Annotated in this window: 14 protein-coding genes; 6 read left to right on the forward strand and 8 right to left on the reverse strand. The window is 68.4% G+C overall.

Features of this window, described 5'->3' with window-relative positions:
• Positions 1-983: epoxide hydrolase family protein (locus AD72_RS00225; RefSeq protein ID WP_031464263.1), on the forward strand; the 983-nt coding region annotated here is incomplete at its 5' end.
• Between the two features lie 3 nt (positions 984-986).
• On the opposite strand, the gene AD72_RS00230 is transcribed toward AD72_RS00225, so the two are convergent.
• Entirely contained in the window at positions 987-2,003 is a 1,017-nt protein-coding gene (locus AD72_RS00230; protein ID WP_031464264.1) for an Lrp/AsnC family transcriptional regulator, read from the reverse strand.
• A 122-nt stretch (positions 2,004-2,125) separates the two neighbouring features.
• Between AD72_RS00230 and AD72_RS00235 the strand changes: the two genes are divergently transcribed.
• The gene (locus AD72_RS00235; RefSeq protein WP_031464265.1) at positions 2,126-3,331 is read left to right on the forward strand and encodes a M20 metallopeptidase family protein; all 1,206 of its coding nucleotides are present in this window, start codon (positions 2,126-2,128) and stop codon (positions 3,329-3,331) included.
• Positions 3,332-3,338: 7 nt separating this feature from the next.
• Here the strand turns inward: AD72_RS00235 and AD72_RS00240 are convergent, their stop codons facing one another.
• Positions 3,339-4,424 (reverse strand): ArsR/SmtB family transcription factor, encoded by a 1,086-nt coding sequence (locus AD72_RS00240; RefSeq protein WP_037344404.1) that lies wholly within the window; start codon positions 4,422-4,424, stop codon positions 3,339-3,341.
• Positions 4,425-4,548: 124 nt separating this feature from the next.
• On the opposite strand from AD72_RS00240, the gene AD72_RS37040 reads away from it, so the two are divergent.
• Positions 4,549-5,871 (forward strand): alpha/beta hydrolase domain-containing protein, encoded by a 1,323-nt coding sequence (locus tag AD72_RS37040; protein WP_031464267.1) that lies wholly within the window; start codon positions 4,549-4,551, stop codon positions 5,869-5,871.
• Between the two features lie 10 nt (positions 5,872-5,881).
• Positions 5,882-7,171 (forward strand): MFS transporter, encoded by a 1,290-nt coding sequence (locus AD72_RS00250; RefSeq protein WP_031464268.1) that lies wholly within the window; start codon positions 5,882-5,884, stop codon positions 7,169-7,171.
• A 148-nt stretch (positions 7,172-7,319) separates the two neighbouring features.
• Here the strand turns inward: AD72_RS00250 and AD72_RS00255 are convergent, their stop codons facing one another.
• Positions 7,320-7,970, reverse strand: coding sequence for a TetR/AcrR family transcriptional regulator (locus AD72_RS00255; protein ID WP_037344406.1), 651 nt, complete (start codon positions 7,968-7,970; stop codon positions 7,320-7,322).
• Positions 7,971-8,065: 95 nt separating this feature from the next.
• Here AD72_RS00255 and AD72_RS00260 point away from each other — a divergent pair, with 95 nt between their 5' ends.
• The gene (locus AD72_RS00260; protein ID WP_031464270.1) at positions 8,066-9,427 is read left to right on the forward strand and encodes an APC family permease; all 1,362 of its coding nucleotides are present in this window, start codon (positions 8,066-8,068) and stop codon (positions 9,425-9,427) included.
• Positions 9,428-9,432: 5 nt separating this feature from the next.
• Positions 9,433-11,046 (forward strand): amidohydrolase, encoded by a 1,614-nt coding sequence (locus AD72_RS00265; RefSeq protein ID WP_197284839.1) that lies wholly within the window; start codon positions 9,433-9,435, stop codon positions 11,044-11,046.
• A gap of 6 nt (positions 11,047-11,052) precedes the next feature.
• On the opposite strand, the gene AD72_RS00270 is transcribed toward AD72_RS00265, so the two are convergent.
• From AD72_RS00270 to AD72_RS00290, 5 genes are read right to left on the reverse strand one after another with little or no spacing between them, the layout of a single operon-like run.
• Positions 11,053-11,910 (reverse strand): nitrilase-related carbon-nitrogen hydrolase, encoded by an 858-nt coding sequence (locus AD72_RS00270; protein ID WP_031464272.1) that lies wholly within the window; start codon positions 11,908-11,910, stop codon positions 11,053-11,055.
• Positions 11,911-11,924: 14 nt separating this feature from the next.
• Entirely contained in the window at positions 11,925-12,740 is an 816-nt protein-coding gene (locus tag AD72_RS00275) for a carbon-nitrogen hydrolase family protein (RefSeq protein ID WP_051897628.1), read from the reverse strand.
• Entirely contained in the window at positions 12,737-13,501 is a 765-nt protein-coding gene (locus tag AD72_RS00280) for an SDR family NAD(P)-dependent oxidoreductase (protein ID WP_031464274.1), read from the reverse strand. The genes AD72_RS00275 and AD72_RS00280 overlap by 4 nt, the downstream gene beginning before the upstream one ends.
• A 28-nt stretch (positions 13,502-13,529) precedes the next feature.
• Positions 13,530-15,023, reverse strand: a complete 1,494-nt coding sequence (locus AD72_RS00285) for an aldehyde dehydrogenase (RefSeq protein WP_031464275.1) — start codon at positions 15,021-15,023, stop codon at positions 13,530-13,532.
• 13 nt (positions 15,024-15,036) lie between these two features.
• Positions 15,037-16,458, reverse strand: a complete 1,422-nt coding sequence (locus AD72_RS00290; protein ID WP_031464276.1) for a purine-cytosine permease family protein — start codon at positions 16,456-16,458, stop codon at positions 15,037-15,039.
• Between the last annotated feature and the right edge of the window lie 71 nt (positions 16,459-16,529).

Consider the following 16,529-nt stretch of genomic DNA (forward strand, 5'->3'; position numbering starts at 1 on the left):
GCACCGAGTACGACTGGCGCTCGTTCGAGGACCGCCTCCATCGGATCGGCCAGTTCCGCACGACCATCGACGGTCTGGGAATCCACTTCCTGCACCGCCGATCCGCCCGTACGGACGCCACTCCGCTACTCCTGACGCACGGGTGGCCGGGAAGTATCGCCGAATTCATCGATGTGGCAGACGAACTCGCGGAGCCGAAGAATGCGAGCGCCCCGGCATTCCACGTCGTGATCCCCTCGCTACCCGGTTTCGGTTACAGCGACAAACCGGCCACGACCGGATGGGGAACCGAAAAGATCGCGGCCGCCTTCGTGGAATTGATGAGCAGGCTCGGTTACGAGAAATTCGTGGCCCACGGCGGCGACTGGGGAGGCAATATCACCACGGTTCTCGCCGGCAGGTTCCCGGAGCAGGTGCTCGGCATTCACACCCTGTTCGCTGCGGGCCCGCCCGGCCTGCCGACGGAAGGACTCACGGCGGCCGAACGCGAGTGGGCCGCGGAAACCCGCCATTTCTGGCGGCACCGCGCGGCGTATGCCAAGCAGCAGGCGACCCGGCCACAGACCATCGGCTATTCACTCGTCGATTCACCGGTCGGGTTGCTCGCCTGGATTCTCGACAAATTCGCCGAATGGTCGGACACCGAGGACAGCCCGTTCGAGACGATTTCCCGGGACCGGATTCTCGACGATGTCACCCTGTATTGGCTGACCCGCAGCGGCGCGTCCGCGGCCCGCATCTACTACGAGAGCCACAACTCGCTCGACCCCGAACTCCGGGTCGACGTTCCCTCGGCGATCACCACGTATCCCCGCAATATCGAGAAATACCCGCGCCCGTGGGCACAACAGCGGTACCGGCAGATCGTCCGGTGGCGAGAACCCGAGACCGGAGGACACTTCCCCTCGCTGGAGGTTCCCGGGTATTTCGTCGAGGACCTGCGAGAGGGCCTCGCCGCGGTACTGACCTGTGCGGGCCGATAGCCCTCAGGACGGCGGGCCCGGCAACGGAATCACCTCGCCGGTGCACCGCCCGTCCGGATGCATCAGCCAGCCGACCCGTTTGCTGGTGCGCAGGATGACCGAACCGTCCACGATCCCGCCCGCGGGCAGCAGCCGTTCGAGAACGTCCTGCAGGGAAAGGAGATCGGCCAGATCGGCGGTCCACGCGTTGACCACGAGGCTCGCCGAACCGGTCACCGACATGCACAGCCGGATCCGGGGATCCTCGCGCAGCCGGGCCACGGTTTCCGGCAGCGCGCTGATCGGCAACCGGCACCACCACACCGCGTGCATCGGCCAGCGGGTGTGCAACTGGGCGATCTCACAGCGCAGCCGCAGCACACCGGAACCGAGCAGCGCGGCGAGCTGGCGGCGCACGGTCGATGCCGGGCGGTGCAGCCGCTCGGCGAGCTCGGCCGCGGTGGCCCTTCCGTCGTAGGCCAGCGCGGTCACCAGTGGTTCGAACACCCGGGAACGCAGATAGACCGGCTCGTCCGGCCGGACCCGTTCGCGTTTCCCGGAGCGCAGGATCGCCTCGCGCTGTCCCCGGTCGAGCGCGTCGAGCTGCCACTGGCTGCCCTCGATGTGCATCCGGGCGCCGAGATGGGAGCGGACCGTGGCCACCCCCGGAATATGGCGCAGCTCGTCGAGCAGCAGCGCGGACAGCTCGCCGAAGGTACCGGCGGACACGGTCAGCAGCAGATCCCTGCCCTGCGCGGCGTGTTCGAGATTGTGTACCCGGGGCATGCGTTCCACCCGCGCCGCGACCTCGTCCACCGATCCGGGGAGACAGTCCACCTCGACCAGGGCGACGACCGCGTCCCCGGAAAGCGCCCCGTGCACCGGATAGGCGGTCACCCAGGCCAGCCCTGCCGCGCGCAGCCGCTGCCAGCGCTGGGCGAGCGCGGTGGGTGAGCTGCCGAGCACCGGGGCGAGCGCGGTCCAGGCGGCGCGCGGCCGCAGCTGCAGGGCGTGAATGAGCGCCAGATCCTCCTCGTCCACATCAAGGTGATCGTTTTCTGGCGGTACAGCGGAGTCAGTGGTCATATCCGTCGATCGAGCAGGTTTTCCCGAGTATCGTTCCAGAATACGGCCGGACAACGTGAACCGACCAAGGAGGGCTCGTGGACCTGCTCGACGACGCGGAGGCGATGCGGCCCGATCTGGTCCGGCTGCGGGAGGACCTGCACCGGATCCCCGAGGTCGGCCTGGACCTGCCGCGCACCCAGGAGCAGGTCCTCGAAGAACTCCAAGGGCTGCCGCTCGAGGTCAGCACCGGGACCGAGACCACATCGGTCACCGCCGTGCTGCGCGGCACCGGCGAGCCCGCCGAAGGACAGGAACCGAGCACCGTGCTGCTGCGCGGCGATATGGACGCGCTGCCGATTCCGGAAGGTTCCGGGGAGGACTTCGCCGCCACCAACGGCGCGATGCACGCCTGTGGCCACGATCTGCACACCGCCGGGCTGGTCGGAGCGGCGCGCCTGCTCAGCGCCCACCGGGATCGCCTCGCCGGGGATGTCGTGTTCATGTTCCAGCCCGGCGAGGAGGGGTACGACGGGGCACGCGTGATGCTCGGGGAGGGACTGCTCGAGACATCGGGACGGCGTCCGGACCACGCCTACGCGCTGCACGTGGTGCCGCACCGGCTGCCCGCGGGGCTGGTTTCCGGACGGGCCGGGACGACCCTGTTCGCTTCCTACACCCTCGAGGTCACCGTGCACGGCACCGGCGGGCACGGCGCGACCCCGCACGAGGGCAGGGATCCGGTCGTCGCCGCCGCCGAAATGGTCAGCACCCTGCAGACCGCGGTGACCCGTTCGTTCGACGTGTTCTCCTCGGTGATCGTCACGGTGGGCAGGCTCTCCGGTGGCACCTCGGCGAACATCATCGCCGACACGGCCTCCTTCGAGGCGACGGTGCGCACCACCAATGCCGGACTGGAACCGCGGCTGCGCGAGGTGTTCGGCCGGTATCTGGAGGGAATCGCCGCGGCACACGGGGTTTCGGTGGACATGCGGCTGGTCCCCGGTTACCCGGCCACCGTCAATGATGCCGCCGAAGCCGAGTTCAGCGCGACCGTGGCCAGGGAACTGTTCGGCGAGCGGCGATTCGACAGCCCCGAGCACCCCACCCAGGGGTCCGAGGACTTCTCCAGGGTGCTGCAGGAGGTGCCCGGCGCGCTGCTGTTCCTCGGCGCCCACATCCCCGGTGCGGATCCCGCCCTCGTCCCGGCCAACCACTCCCCCAGGGCCCGGTTCGACGGATCGGTGACCAGCCAGGGTGCCGCGTTGCTCGCCGGACTCGCTGCCGGGCGGCTGGCCCGCTGAACCGGGATCAGCGCACGATCCGGGTGACCAGGTCGTGGCCGAGCCCGTACAGCTTGCTGAGCACGATCCGGTAGCGGACGGATCTTCCCTGCCGCTCGCCGATGACCAGTCCCGCGTCCCGCAGTTTGCGCAGATGCCGGGACACCTGCTGCGGGCTCATTCCGGTGCGGGTGGCCAATTCCGTCGTGGTGCAGGCCTCGTTGATCAGGTGACGGCACAACCCGAGCCGCACCGGATCGGTGAGCGCCAGCAGCCGGATCCGCACCTGTTCGAGACTGTCCTCCTCGGTGTGCTCGGCGGGGAACTGAACCAGTACCGGCAGGTTCATTCCCGGTTCGGACTCCCCCTTGACCAGGAGATGCGGGTGGCCGAACCGGGTGGGGACCAGGACCAGTTCCCGTTCGGTCAGGGAAAACCGCGCGGACTGCAGCTTTTCGAACCGCACGGTCTGTGCGGCGTTGTCGACCTCCGCGGTCGGGGACAGGGAGCTGACCACGAGCGGAAGCGGGCCGGTGCGCACCCGTTCGCCGAGCAGCTCCACCGAACCCCGCATGGCTGAGCGCAATCGCGGCCACAGCGCACCGAAGAACAGTTCCCCGGCACCGAGCAGCACGGACAGCAACCGTTCGCGCACCCGTTCCGGATCGGCGACAAGTGCGGCGGCCAATGCTCCCCGCGCGGGCGAGCGATTGTTGCAGGCGCGCACGAATTCGCGCGCTCCCCCGGCATCGTCGAGTTGCCACGGGCAGCTCGGCGCGAATCCGTGCACCGCGTCGGCACACAACCTGGTGAACGCGCCGACATCCAGGCGCTGCAGCGCGGCGACCGCCTCGTCCAGCTCGCCGCTGCCGTCCGCGGTCAGGGGCAGCAGCAGCCGGGTCCGGAACCGTGCCCACAGCGGTTCCAGGCGGCCGAGCTCCACCGCGAACCACTCGGGGAAGCCCGCGCGCACCTCACGCACCCAGCGCGCCCGGTCTGGATGGTGGCCCGGTTCGGCGAGCACGTGCAGGCAGGCCATCAGTTCCGCGGCCGCATCGCATCGGGTCCGGACCGATTCCGGGCGGATCCCGTGCAGATCGAGTACGACAGCCACGAACGCATCCAACCATCACCACGGCACCGATGTTTGTCTCAGGTGCGGTAAACATCCATCCGGTTCCGGGCACTCGGTTGCCATACTCCCTCGCTGTACCGCCCAACCGACGTGAGGTGACCCGATGCCCGAAGCCGTGCTTTCCGGACCGATCCCGGAAACGGAGACCTCCCGGGCGCATGTGCTCGAACCGTACGGGCTGGACCGGCTCGCGGAGTACGACTACGTGCAGGAGGAATACCTCGTCGAGGGCACGGCCGCGGGTGCCGGGTTCGGTACCCGGATCCTGGTGCGCAGGCCCGCGGATGTGCGCCGGTGCAGCGGAACCGCGATCACCGAGGTGAGCCATATCTGGGGCGGTACCTCGGTATGGCGGGCGATCAACCGGTTCGTCATGCGCGGCAACCACGTCTGGGTGGAGATCGATTCGCAGGCACCGTCCGCGATGGGGCTCGTCGCGGCCTCGGATCCGCAGCGATACCGCTCGTTCCGGTTCACCGAAGGCGAACGTGCCAAGGATTTCGCCGCGAGCATCCCGTTCGAGCCCGGGCTGGGCCGCGAAGAGCTCGCCGCGCGCTACGACGCGTTCATGGCCCGCTGGCGGACGGCGACCCCGCAGTCACCGGAGATCATCGCCGCCATCGCCCGTGCCCTGCGCGCCGGACTCCCGGGATGTGGCTTCGCCGCCCGGAGAATCTTCTTCGGCGGGATCTCCCAGACCGGCGGCGTGGTACGCGAGTTCATCCGCAACCACCATGCGAGGTACCCGGTCTTCGACGGCTACCTGCCCGGCGCCTCCGGCGGTCCCGCGCTTCCGGACATCGATGCCCCGGTGATCGAGGTTCTCGGTGAAGCCGAATTCCAGTCCGTCCGGGAACCCTGCGGAGTTTCCGGCCAGGTGCGCGGGCTGAGCCACCGGCGCGCGGACGGAGCGCTGTTCCGGCTCTACGAGGTGGCCGGGATGGCGCACCGGGAGACCCGGTACATGTCGGCGGCCGACCGCACCCGGCTGGCCGGCTGCCCGCTGCCGGAGGACGCACGGTGGAGTACCTTCCCGAACGGGCACGTCTATCACGCGCTGTGGCAGGCACTGCTCGGCTGGAGCGAGCACGGCACCCCGCCGCCTCCGGGAAAGGTCCTGGAAACCCTTGCGGGCACCGAGGAAATCGCCCGCGACGAACACGGCAATGCCCTCGGCGGGTTGCGCACCACCTACACCGACGTCCCGGTTTCCACGCTCGTCGCGGCCACCCCGGTCGGGCGCCCGAGCTGGTACCACGGCAACGAAACCCCGTTCCCGGCGGACAAACTCCGCCGCCTCTACGGGGACGGCGAACGCTACCGGCGCGCCGTCGCGGCCCGCCTCGAGGAATACATCCACGAAGGCACCTATCTGCCCATCGACGCGGAAGAGATCCGCCGCGCGCCCGTTCCCGTCCCGAACTGAGGTCAGCCCCATGTCCGCTTCCGCCCGAACCACCGTGCGCGACGTCGCCGCGGCCACCATCGGACACGGCATGGAGAACTACGCGTTCTCCGTGTACGCGCTCATGTCCGGGGTGATCGCGGGAAAGTACTTCCCGGCGAGCAATCCCGCGCTTTCCCTGCTCGCCTCGGTCGCCACCTTCGGCGTCTCCTTCCTGATCCGCCCGTTCGGGGCGATCGTCCTCGGCGTGTACGCCGACCGCAAGGGCCGCATCCCGGCGCTTTCGTTGTGCATCAAGCTGATGTTCATCGGCACCGTGCTCATGGCGTTCATGCCCACCTACGCCAGCATCGGGGTGCTCGCGCCGATCGGCATGTTCCTCGCGCTGCTGATCAAGGGATTCTCCTACGGCGGCGAGTTCTCCAGCGCGGCCTCGTTCCTGATCGAACGGAATCCGGCACGGCGCGGGTTCTTCGGCAGCTGGGTCATCGCCAGCCAGTCGATCGCCAGCCTGCTCGCCGCGGTGCTGCTCACCGTGCTCACCGCGGCGCTACCGGACACCGTCTTCGACGCCTGGGCCTGGCGGATCCCGCTCGCCTTCGGCGTGCTCGTCGGCCCGGTCGGCTACTACCTGCGCCGGAAACTGCGCGATTCCGCCGAGTACCACGCCGCCCGCACCGAGGTCCGGCGGCATCCGCTGCGCGAGGTGTTCAGCACCCAGAAAACCCGCATGCTCCTGGTCATCGGGCTCGTCGCGTTCTCATCCTCGAGCAGCTATCTGGTCACCTACATGCCGACGATGAGCGTCCGCGAGCTCGGCATGCCCTCCTCGGCGACCTTCCTGGCCGCCGTGGTCGGTTACGCGGTCTCCGTGGTCGCCGATCCGGTCGCCGGGCACTGCTCCGACCGGTTCGGCCGGGTGCGGGTGATGGTCATCGGCAGCATCGGCCTCGCCGTCACCATCCTCCCGCTGTTCCTGCTGCTGACCACGAACCCGCTGCTGCCGGTCATGATCACCGTGATGGCGCTGATCGCCCTCATCAAATCCTGTTACACCGCGCCGAACACCGCGTTCAAGGCGGAGATATTCCCCACCCACATCCGCAGCACCGGTCTTTCCATCGGCTACAACATCGGGCTCGCCCTGTTCGGCGGTTGTACCCAGCTCATCTCGACCGGGCTCATCCAGCTCACCGGAACCGCACTGGCGCCCAGCTTCTGGCTCATCGCCACCGCGATCATCAGCACCGTCAGCGTCTGCTGCGCCGCACGGCTCGGCCGGAACAGGACGCGGGAACCCGTGCGCGCGGCGGTGCGGTGAACGGCCCGGTCACCGGACGGGAACCCACACCGCCGGTTCGTTGCCGCCCCGGTTCGCGGAAGTGGAACCGCCTGCCGCCCACCCGAGCACCTTCGCCATGAACTTCGCCAGTCCGCCGAACGAGGTCTGCGCGCGGTGCGTGCCGCGATCAACCGGTCAGTTCGGCCAGCCGGAGACGCAGGCCGGAAACCAGTACCCGCAGACCGATCTCGAAGGTCCGATCGGCGGCGATACCGGGCTTGGCCGCACGCGTTCGTTCGGCCGCCACGAACTCCGGCGCGTGTTCGGCAGCGGCGGTCAGCCGTAGGTTGTCGGCAGGTGCGAGGGCATCCAGGGCCGAGCCGATGACGAAGGACTCGAGGGTCACGATGACGTCCACGATCTCCTCGAGCGGCCAGCCTCCACGACGCAGGCCGCGGCTGATCCGTTCGTAGTCCTCGGCGACCTGCGGGGTGTCGACGGGCGTGGCGGCCAGCAGGTCGATACCGGCGGGGCGGGCAGCGAAAGCGTCCCGGTAGGACCACGCCCAGGGCACCACGGCCTCGTCCCAGGGCAGCCGGTCGAAGGGGGTGGCGTCGATGTCCTTGGCGACCTGTTCCCGCATAGCGTCGACAAGGGCCGTCTTGTTCCGGAAGTGGTTGTACAGCGCGGGAACCCGCACCGAAAGAGCCTCTGCGACCCGGGTCATGCTGAACTTGTCCGTGCCGGACTCGCGCAGAACGGCGAAGGCCGCGTCCACGATGCGCTCCTTGCTCAGGATCGCGGTACTCGGCCGACCGGCTCTGCGTGCACTGTCCATCACCGCCCATCCTGCCCGACGGGTTGACCCTCGGCACAGCACGCTGTTACTTTCCTAAAATTAATTATATTAATTTTAGGACGAAGAGGTCCGGTATGACGACTCCGACCACCAGCTTGCGGCGTACGCTCGGCACCTTCCGGCTGCTCGTGTTCGGGTTGACCTATCTCGGTATCGGCGCGGTGTTCACCGTGTACGGTTCGGGTGTCGCGGCCACCGACGGCCATCTGCCCGCCGCCTATCTCGTCGCCACGGTCGCCATGCTGTTCACCGCACACTCCTATGGACGCATGGCGGTGCGATATCCGGCAGCCGGATCCGCGTACACCTACGCGCAGCAGTCCTTCGGCGGGTACGCCGGTTTCCTGACTGGCTGGGCGCTGTTGCTCGACTATCTGCTGCTCCCGCTGATCAATTTCCTGCTCGTCGGGATCTATCTGCACGAGCAGTTCCCCGCACTGCCGCGCGATGTGATGATGCTGTCGGCGCTGCTGGTGGTGCTCGGCCTGAACGTACTCGGGCTCACCGTGGCCATCCGGCTGAACCTGATCCTCGTCGGCGCCGGAGCACTGCTCACCGTCCTGTTCGTGGTCCTGTCGATCCGTTACACCACAACGAATTCGGGGCCGGTGAACGTTTTCGGCGGGTTCGTCCCGAACGGCGGGGCCGGGCCGATCTTCGCCGGGGCGAGCGTGCTGGCGCTGTCCTTTCTCGGTTTCGACGCGGTGTCCACGCTCGCCGAGGAGGCCCGCAGGCCCAAGCGCGATGTCCCGCGCGCCATCGTGCTGACCGTACTGGTCGGCGGACTGTTCTTCATCGCGGTCGCCTGGGCGGGCAGCATCGTGTTCCCCGACTGGCACGCGATCACGAATCTGGAGGCGGCCGGTTTCTCCCTGATGGGGCGGGTCGGTGGGGCGGCACTGGTCTCCGCGTTCCTGGTCATCAATGTGGTCGGTTCGGTGCTGTGCGGAACCGCGGCGCAGGTGAGCACCGCACGCGTGCTCTACGCGATGGGCCGGGACGGTATTCTGCCCCGTCCGCTTGCCTATCTGCACCCACGGTTCCGCACTCCGGTTGTGGCCGCCTGCACGGTGGCGGTGGTGTCACTCGTCGGGCTGCTACTGGACCTGAACACGGCCATGGAGATCGTGAACTTCGGGGCACTGGCGGCATTCTCCATGGTGAACCTCGCACTGCTGCGCAGCTTCCTCGGCGACCGCGCGGCCCGCAGCCCACGCCGGTGGATCACCCACGCCGTGGCGCCGGGCGTCGGTTTCGTACTCACCGTGTGGTTGTGGACCTCGCTGAGCTGGCTGACCTTCCTCGTCGGGTTGTGCTGGCTGACGGTCGGTGCCGCGGTGCTCGCGGCGCGCACCCGCCTGTTCACCAGGCGCCCGCCGATGCTGGACCTCTCCGAAACCGAGACCCTGGAAACCACGGTCCCCCAACAGAAATGAGTTCCATGAGCGCCGACACGATCCTGGTCAACGCCCGCGTACACACCCTCGCCCCGGAGCACCCGCACTGCGACACGATTGCGATCGGAGGCGGGCGGATCCTGGACATCGGCGACACCGGGCTGCTCGCCGCGCACCGCGACGGGAGCACCGAGATCGTGGATCTCGGCGGAGCCACGGTCACGCCCGGCCTCGTCGACGGGCACATGCACCCGATCCAGGGTGCCGAGACGACCATGGGAATCGATTTCGGTGGGATCACTGATTTCGCCACCTTCACCGAGCGGTTACGCGCCGAAGCCGAATGCCTCGGTCCCGGCGAATGGGTTCGCGGCTGGAATCTCGACTACGCGCTGTTCGCCGGTCGCCGGATCAGTGCCGACTCCATCGAGGACGCGGTGCACGGCCTTCCGTGTTTCCTGTTGTTCTTCGACGGGCACACCGCGCTGGCCAGTCACGCCGCACTGCGGCTCGCCGGGATCCACGGCGGCCGGGAATTCACCGATTCCTCGGAGATCGTGCTGGATTCCATCGGGCACCCCACCGGGGAACTGCGCGAGCACACCGCCTATGCGCTGGTCGCCGACACCGCGCCCGCGCTGTCGGCGAAACGACTCCGGAAACGGGTGCGCGAGATCCTGTACCGGATCGCGGGCACCGGGCTCACCGGTGCGACCGTGATGAACGGCGATCCGGCCACCTTCGACCTGCTCGACGAGCTCGAACACAGTGGCTCCGGGCTGCCGGTCCGGCTGATGTGCGGGCTCGGCCACCAGCCCGGGTCGGACGCGGATACGGTGCGCGCCAACATCGCCGCACGCGACCGGCACGGCGAACGCTGGCGTGGCGGGCTGATCAAGCTGTTCCTCGATGGCGTGATCGACACCGGAACCGCCTGGCTGTACGAGCCGGACACCCAAGGCATGGGAGGGTCCTCGTTCTGGCCGGATCCCGGACGCTACGCCGAAACCGTGCGCACCTACGCCGAAGCGGGGTTCCAGGTCGCCACACACGCGATCGGCGACCGGGCCATCGGCGCGGCCATCGATGCCTACCTCGGCGCCGGTGTACGCGCGGCTTCCGGGGCACCACACCGCATCGAACACCTGGAATGCCTTGCCGAACATGACCTGCACCGGCTCGCCGCCGCGGGGATCACGGCCTCGATGCAGCCGCTGCACATGCAATGGCGCGCACCGGACGGATCCGACTCGTGGACCAGCCGCCTGGACCCGCGACGGGCGGCGCTGGCCTGGCGGACAGGCGACGTCCTGCGCTCCGGCGCACCGCTCGCACTCGGTTCGGACTGGCCGGTCGCGCAGTACGACGCCCGAATCGGGCTGGCCTGGGCCCGGCTGCGCCGCGAACCCGGGCACCCGGACGCGCACGTCTTCGAACCCGCGCAGCGGCTCTCCGCGTACGAAGCACTGTGCGGCTTCACCACGGGGGCCACCCGGGCACAGGGCGACACCGACCTCGGCAGCATCCGTCCCGGCAACCGAGCCGACCTCACCGTGTGGGCACAGGACCCGCTCGCGGTGTCCGCGGACGAACTCGTGCACCTGCCGATCCACTCGACCTGGATCGGGGGAACCCGCATCTACCGTGCGGAGAACTGACGTGGATCAGCGCGCGGTGAGTGCCGTGTACAGCTCGGGGCGGCGGTCCGCGAACAGTCCCCACATGGAGCGTTCCGCGCGCGCCTGCTCGAGGTTCAGCTGAGCCACCAGCACCTCCTCGCCGTGTTTCCCGGCCTCGGCGAGGACTTCCCCGTGATGATCGGTGATGAAGGAGCTGCCGAGGAATTCGAGACCGTCACCGTCCACAGTGGAATCTGTGCCGGTCCGATTGCTCGCCAGCACCGGGATGAAGTTGGCGGCCGCGTGCCCTTGCATGCAGCGCCGCCACTGGGACATCGGTGATCCACCCGGATACAGCGGATCGCTGCCGATCGCGGTCGGGTAGAGCAACAGGTCCGCGCCCCGCAGTGTCAGCACCCGGGCCGCTTCGGGAAACCACTGATCCCAGCAGATCCCCGCGCCGATCCGGCCGACCGCGGTGTCCCAGACGAGCAGGCCGGTGTCGCCCTCGGCGAAGTAGAACTTCTCGAAGTAGCCGGGATCGTTCGGTACATGGGATTTCCGGTAGGTACCGAGCGGGCTGCCGTCGGCGTCGATCATCGCGAGGGAATTGAACAACGCATCCGGTGTTCGCTCGTAGAAACTGACCGGAAGGACCACACCGAGTTCGGCCGCCAGCGATCGCATCCGGGCGAGAACCGGCGAACGGTCTGCCTCGCGGGCGCGCGCGAGATGGACCGGGTCCTGTTGCTGGCAGAAGTACGGCCCGGCGAACAGTTCTTGGAGGAGCACGAGTTGCGCACCGTGCGCGGCAGCGTACCGGATGAGCCGTTCTGCGCGGTCGAGGTTCTCGCTTTCCCTATCGGTACAGGCCATCTGGGTCACCGCGACACCGATCGTCATGTCATGCCTGCCGATCAGCCGGCGGTGTGCCAGTGCGCCAGCAACCGCACCGCGGGGGCGACCCGCTCGCGTTCCGCGGCCACGTCGATCCGGGACAGCAACAGTTCCGCTTCGCCGGTGCCGCGCGCGGCGGCCGCGACGGTGCGCCCGTCCGGGGCGAGCACGCGGCTGCCGCCCAGCATCGGTACCCCTGGCCCGCACTGCTGGTTGGCCATGATCCACCACTGGCCGTTGGTGATCGCGTGCGCCGGATACAGGGTGTCCCACCAGGATTCCGCGTCCGTCTCGTAGGCGGCGGGGGCGAGCACCACCCCGGCACCGGCGGCGGCCAGTTCCCGCGCGGTCTCGGGGAAGTCGCCGTCGAAGCAGATGGCGCAGCCGATGCGGCCGAGTTCGGCGGTGTCCACGGTCTCGAACCGGCTGCCCGCGGCGAACACCTCCGGCTCCCCGCCAGGGGGATACAGGTGCACTTTCCGTTGTGCCAGCACGAGTTCGCCGGTCGAATCGAAGACAAGCGCGGTGTTGTACAGCAACCCGCCCGCGGATTCCACGAACGTCCCGGCGCACAGCAGTATCCCGTGCCTCGCGGCGAGCGCGGCGAACCGGCGCGCCCGTGGCCCGTCGACGGGTTCGGCGACGGCCGCGGCATCGCGGGGCAGCGATTCGCTCCGGTAGCCGCAGGCCCACAGTTCGGGCAGCACGACAACCGAGCATCCCTGCCCCGCGAGGGCATCGATCGCTTCGGTGGCAACGGTTTCGTTGTGTTCCGGTTCGCCGGGGACCGGAACCAGCTGGGCGATGCCGACGGTGACCGGTTGCGCCGTGTTCATCGGGCCAGGAATCCGCCGTCCACGGGAAGCGCGACACCGGTGACGAATCCTGCGTCGGCCGAGGAGAGGAAGGCCACCCCGGAGGCGATCTCCTCCGGCTTGGCCAGCCTGCCCATCGGGATCGGCTCGGCGAGCTTGGCCTTCTCCGCCTCCACATCGCCCTCGCTGAGCAGCGCGTTCAGCAGCGGGGTGTCGCAGTCGGACGGGCAGATCGCGTTGACCCGGATCCCGGAGGTCGCGTACTGCACGGCCATGTGCCTGGTCAGGTTGAGCACCGCGCCCTTCGAGGCGTCGTAGGCGCATTCGTCCGGCAGCGCGGTGAACCCGAAGACCGAGGCGATGTTCACGATCGCTCCCCCACCGGCGGCAAGGATCGCGGGAACCCCGTGCTTTCCGGTCAGGTACATGCTCTTGACGTTGATCGCCATGACCCGGTCCCAGTCGTCCTCCGAGCATGCGACGACATCGCCTTCGGCGGCCAGGATCCCGGCGGCGTTGACGATCACGTTCAGCCCGCCGAGTGCCTGCACGGTCCGCTCCACGGCCGCGGCGACGGCCGTACCGGAGGCCACATCGCATTCCACGCCCACCGCGGTTCCGCCCGCGGCCTCGATGGTCTTCGCGGTCTCCTCGGCCGCGTCCTTACGGATGTCCACCGCGGCGATGGTGGCGCCTTCCTCGGCAAGGCGCAGCGCGCAGGCACGCCCGATGCCCGATCCCGCACCGGTCACGAACGCTGCTTTTCCGTCGAGTCCTCGCACTATCGTCTCCTTGGTATCTCGGTCCGGCTCAGTACTTCAGCCAGGTCGTCTTCAACGCGGTGTACTTGTCCAGCGAGTGCAGCGAGAGATCCCGGCCGAAACCGGACTGCTTGACACCGCCGAACGGGGTGATGGGATTCAGCGCGTCCACGGTGTTCAGCGAAACGGTGCCGACGCGCAACCGGTCGGCGATCCGGTGCGCCCGCGAGATGTCCTGGGTCCACACCGAGGCGGCGAGGCCGTAGACGCTGTCGTTGGCCAGCCGCACCGCCTCGTCCTCATCGGTGAACCGCTGCACCGCGAGCACCGGCCCGAAGATCTCCTCGGCCGCGAGCGGGGAACCGGCCGGCACCCGGTCGAAGATCGTCGGTTCGATGAAGGCGCCCCGGCCGTCGATGCCGACCCGGTTGCCGCCGAGCAGCAGTTCGGCAGAGGAGCGCGCCTGGTCGATATAGCCCTGCACGCGGTCGGCGTGCCCGGCGTCCACGAGCGCGCCCATGCTCGACTCCGGGTCGAGCGGATCACCGGGCCGGATCTTCGCGGCCCGTTCGGTGATGCGCCGCAACAGGTCATCGGCGATCGATTCGTGCACCAGGAGCCGGGAATTGGCCGAGCAGACCTCGCCCTGATTGGCGAAGATCCCGAAGCAGGCCAGTTCGGCGACCTCGTCGAGATCCCCGGCGTCGGAGAACACGATGTTCGGGCTCTTGCCGCCGCATTCCAGCCAGACCTGTTTCATATTGGACTGTCCGGCGTATTCCAGCAGCAGCTTGCCCACCTCCCCGGAACCGGTGAACGCCACGCAGTCGATGTCCGGGTGCCGCCCGATGGCCTGGCCCGCTTCCTCGCCGTAGCCGGGGACGACGTTGAGCACCCCGGCCGGAATTCCCGCTTCGAGGGCGAGTTCACCCAGCCGCAGCGCGGAAAGCGGCGACTGTTCGGCGGGTTTGAGCACCACGCTGTTGCCCGCGGCCAGCGCGGGCGCCACCTTCCATGAGGCCATTTCCAGCGGGAAGTTCCACGGTACGATCGCGCCGACCACGCCGATGGGTTCCCGGCGGATCATGGCGAGGTTTCCCTGTGCGGCGGGGGCGATCTCGTCGTAGAGCTTGTCGATCGCCTCGGCGTACCAGGCGAATACGTCCGCGGTCCCGGGAATGTCGAAGGCCGCGGCCTCGGCGACGAGCTTGCCCATGTCCAGCGATTCGGTCAGCGCCAGCTCTTCCGTATCGGCCCGGATGAGTTCGGCCAGCCGCAGCAGCGCGGCCTTGCGGGTCGCCGGATCGGCGCGGGACCAGTCACCGCGCTCGAACGCGGCCCGTGCCGCGCGCACCGCACGGTCGACGTCCGCGTCCGTGCACCGGGCCACCTCGGCGATGGTCGCCTCGGTCGCCGGGTTGATCGAGGCGAAAGTCCGCCCCGATTCCGCACCGGTACGGGCACCGTCGATGAACGCCTCGCCCTCGGGACGGAACTCCGCGGCCAGTTTCGCCCACTGCTCGTGGGTGTTCTCCTCGGTCATGCCATTGCCTCCTTCACGAAGCCGAACTGGAGTCACCGGCGAGCACGGCTTCACCGAGCGGATTCGCCCGCCGCCGCGTGTACCGCGCGACCAGGTAGTAGAACGGGCAGGTGATCACGAGCCCGACGATCCAGGAGATGTCCACCCCGTTGAGCAGCCCGGCTATGGGGCCGGTGTAGAGGCTGCTGGAGAAGAACGGCACCTGGATGACGATGCCGAGCAGGTACGCGGCGATCGCGGCGCCGTTGAACCGCCCGTAGATACCGCCGTCCGCGCGGAAGAACGACTGCACGTCGTACTCACCGTGCCGCACCAGGTAGTAGTCGACGAGGTTGATCGCGGTCCACGGGGTCAGCACGTACAGCAGCAGCGCGATGAAGTTCTCGTACACGACGAGGAAGTTGTCCTTACCGGCCAGCGCGAGCAGCAGCGCGGCGGCGAACACGATCACCGCGACCACCGCACGGCCACCGGCCCGTGGAACCCAGTTGCGGCGCAGGGTCTGCCCGACGGTGATCACGCAGAGCACCCCGCAGTACAGGTTCATCGCGTTGGTGTTGGCCACCCCGATGGAGAACACGATCAGCACCACCGTGCTGATACCCGGGGTCAGCTGGGCGAGCCCGGCGACCGGATCGTCCCCGCCGACGATCACCCCGACCAGCGCGCCGAGCACCATCGGCAGCACCGAACCGAGCACGCATCCGCCGTAGGTGGCCCAGAACGCGGGCTTGGCACCGGTTCCCTTCGGCATGTAGCGCGAGTAGTCCGAGACATAGGGCGCGTAGGCGATCTGCCACAGTGCCGCCGCCGAGATCGTGCCGAGCAGCCCGGTGGGGCTGACGCTGCCGCGGCCGAACAGATCGGCGGGCACCCCGTGGACGAACAGTACCCAGCAGAACGCCAGCAGTAGCGCCAATCCCGCCGCGATCGTCATGATCTTGCTGTAGGTGTGGATCAGTTTGTAGCCTAATATCGTGGCCGCGACGCTGACCACGCCGACGATCACGATTCCCGCTGGCACCGAGAGAACCGGTGCCACCACATGCAGGGATTGCCCGCCGAGCACGAGGTTCGACGCGAAGTAACCGGCGTACATGATGATCACCAGCACCACGACCATCAGGGCGCCGTACACCCCGAACTGGCCGCGGGTCTGCACCATCTGCGGCACACCCAGTTGCGGTCCCTGCGCGGAATGCAGCGCCATGAAAATGCCGCCGACGAGATTGCCGATCAGGATGCCGGCCAGTGCCCAGCCGAGGGAAAGGTGATAGACCGTAGTCGAGAGAACACCGGTCGCTATGGTGAGCACCATGATGTTGGAGCCGAACCAGATCGTGAACAGATCGCGTGCCCGGCCGTGCCGCTCGTTCTCCGGGACCTGATCGATCGTCCGCACTTCCACGGTCGGTGTCGCTGAAGCGCTCTCCATTGAGTCAGCCTTCCTGCTGCCACGCCACACAGCGCTGAACGGGTAGTCATTTCCGTGGTCACACCGGATCA

Origin of the sequence: Sciscionella sediminilitoris (assembly GCF_000737195.2) — a bacterium.
Taxonomy (GTDB): Bacteria; Actinomycetota; Actinomycetes; order Mycobacteriales; family Pseudonocardiaceae; genus Sciscionella; species Sciscionella sediminilitoris.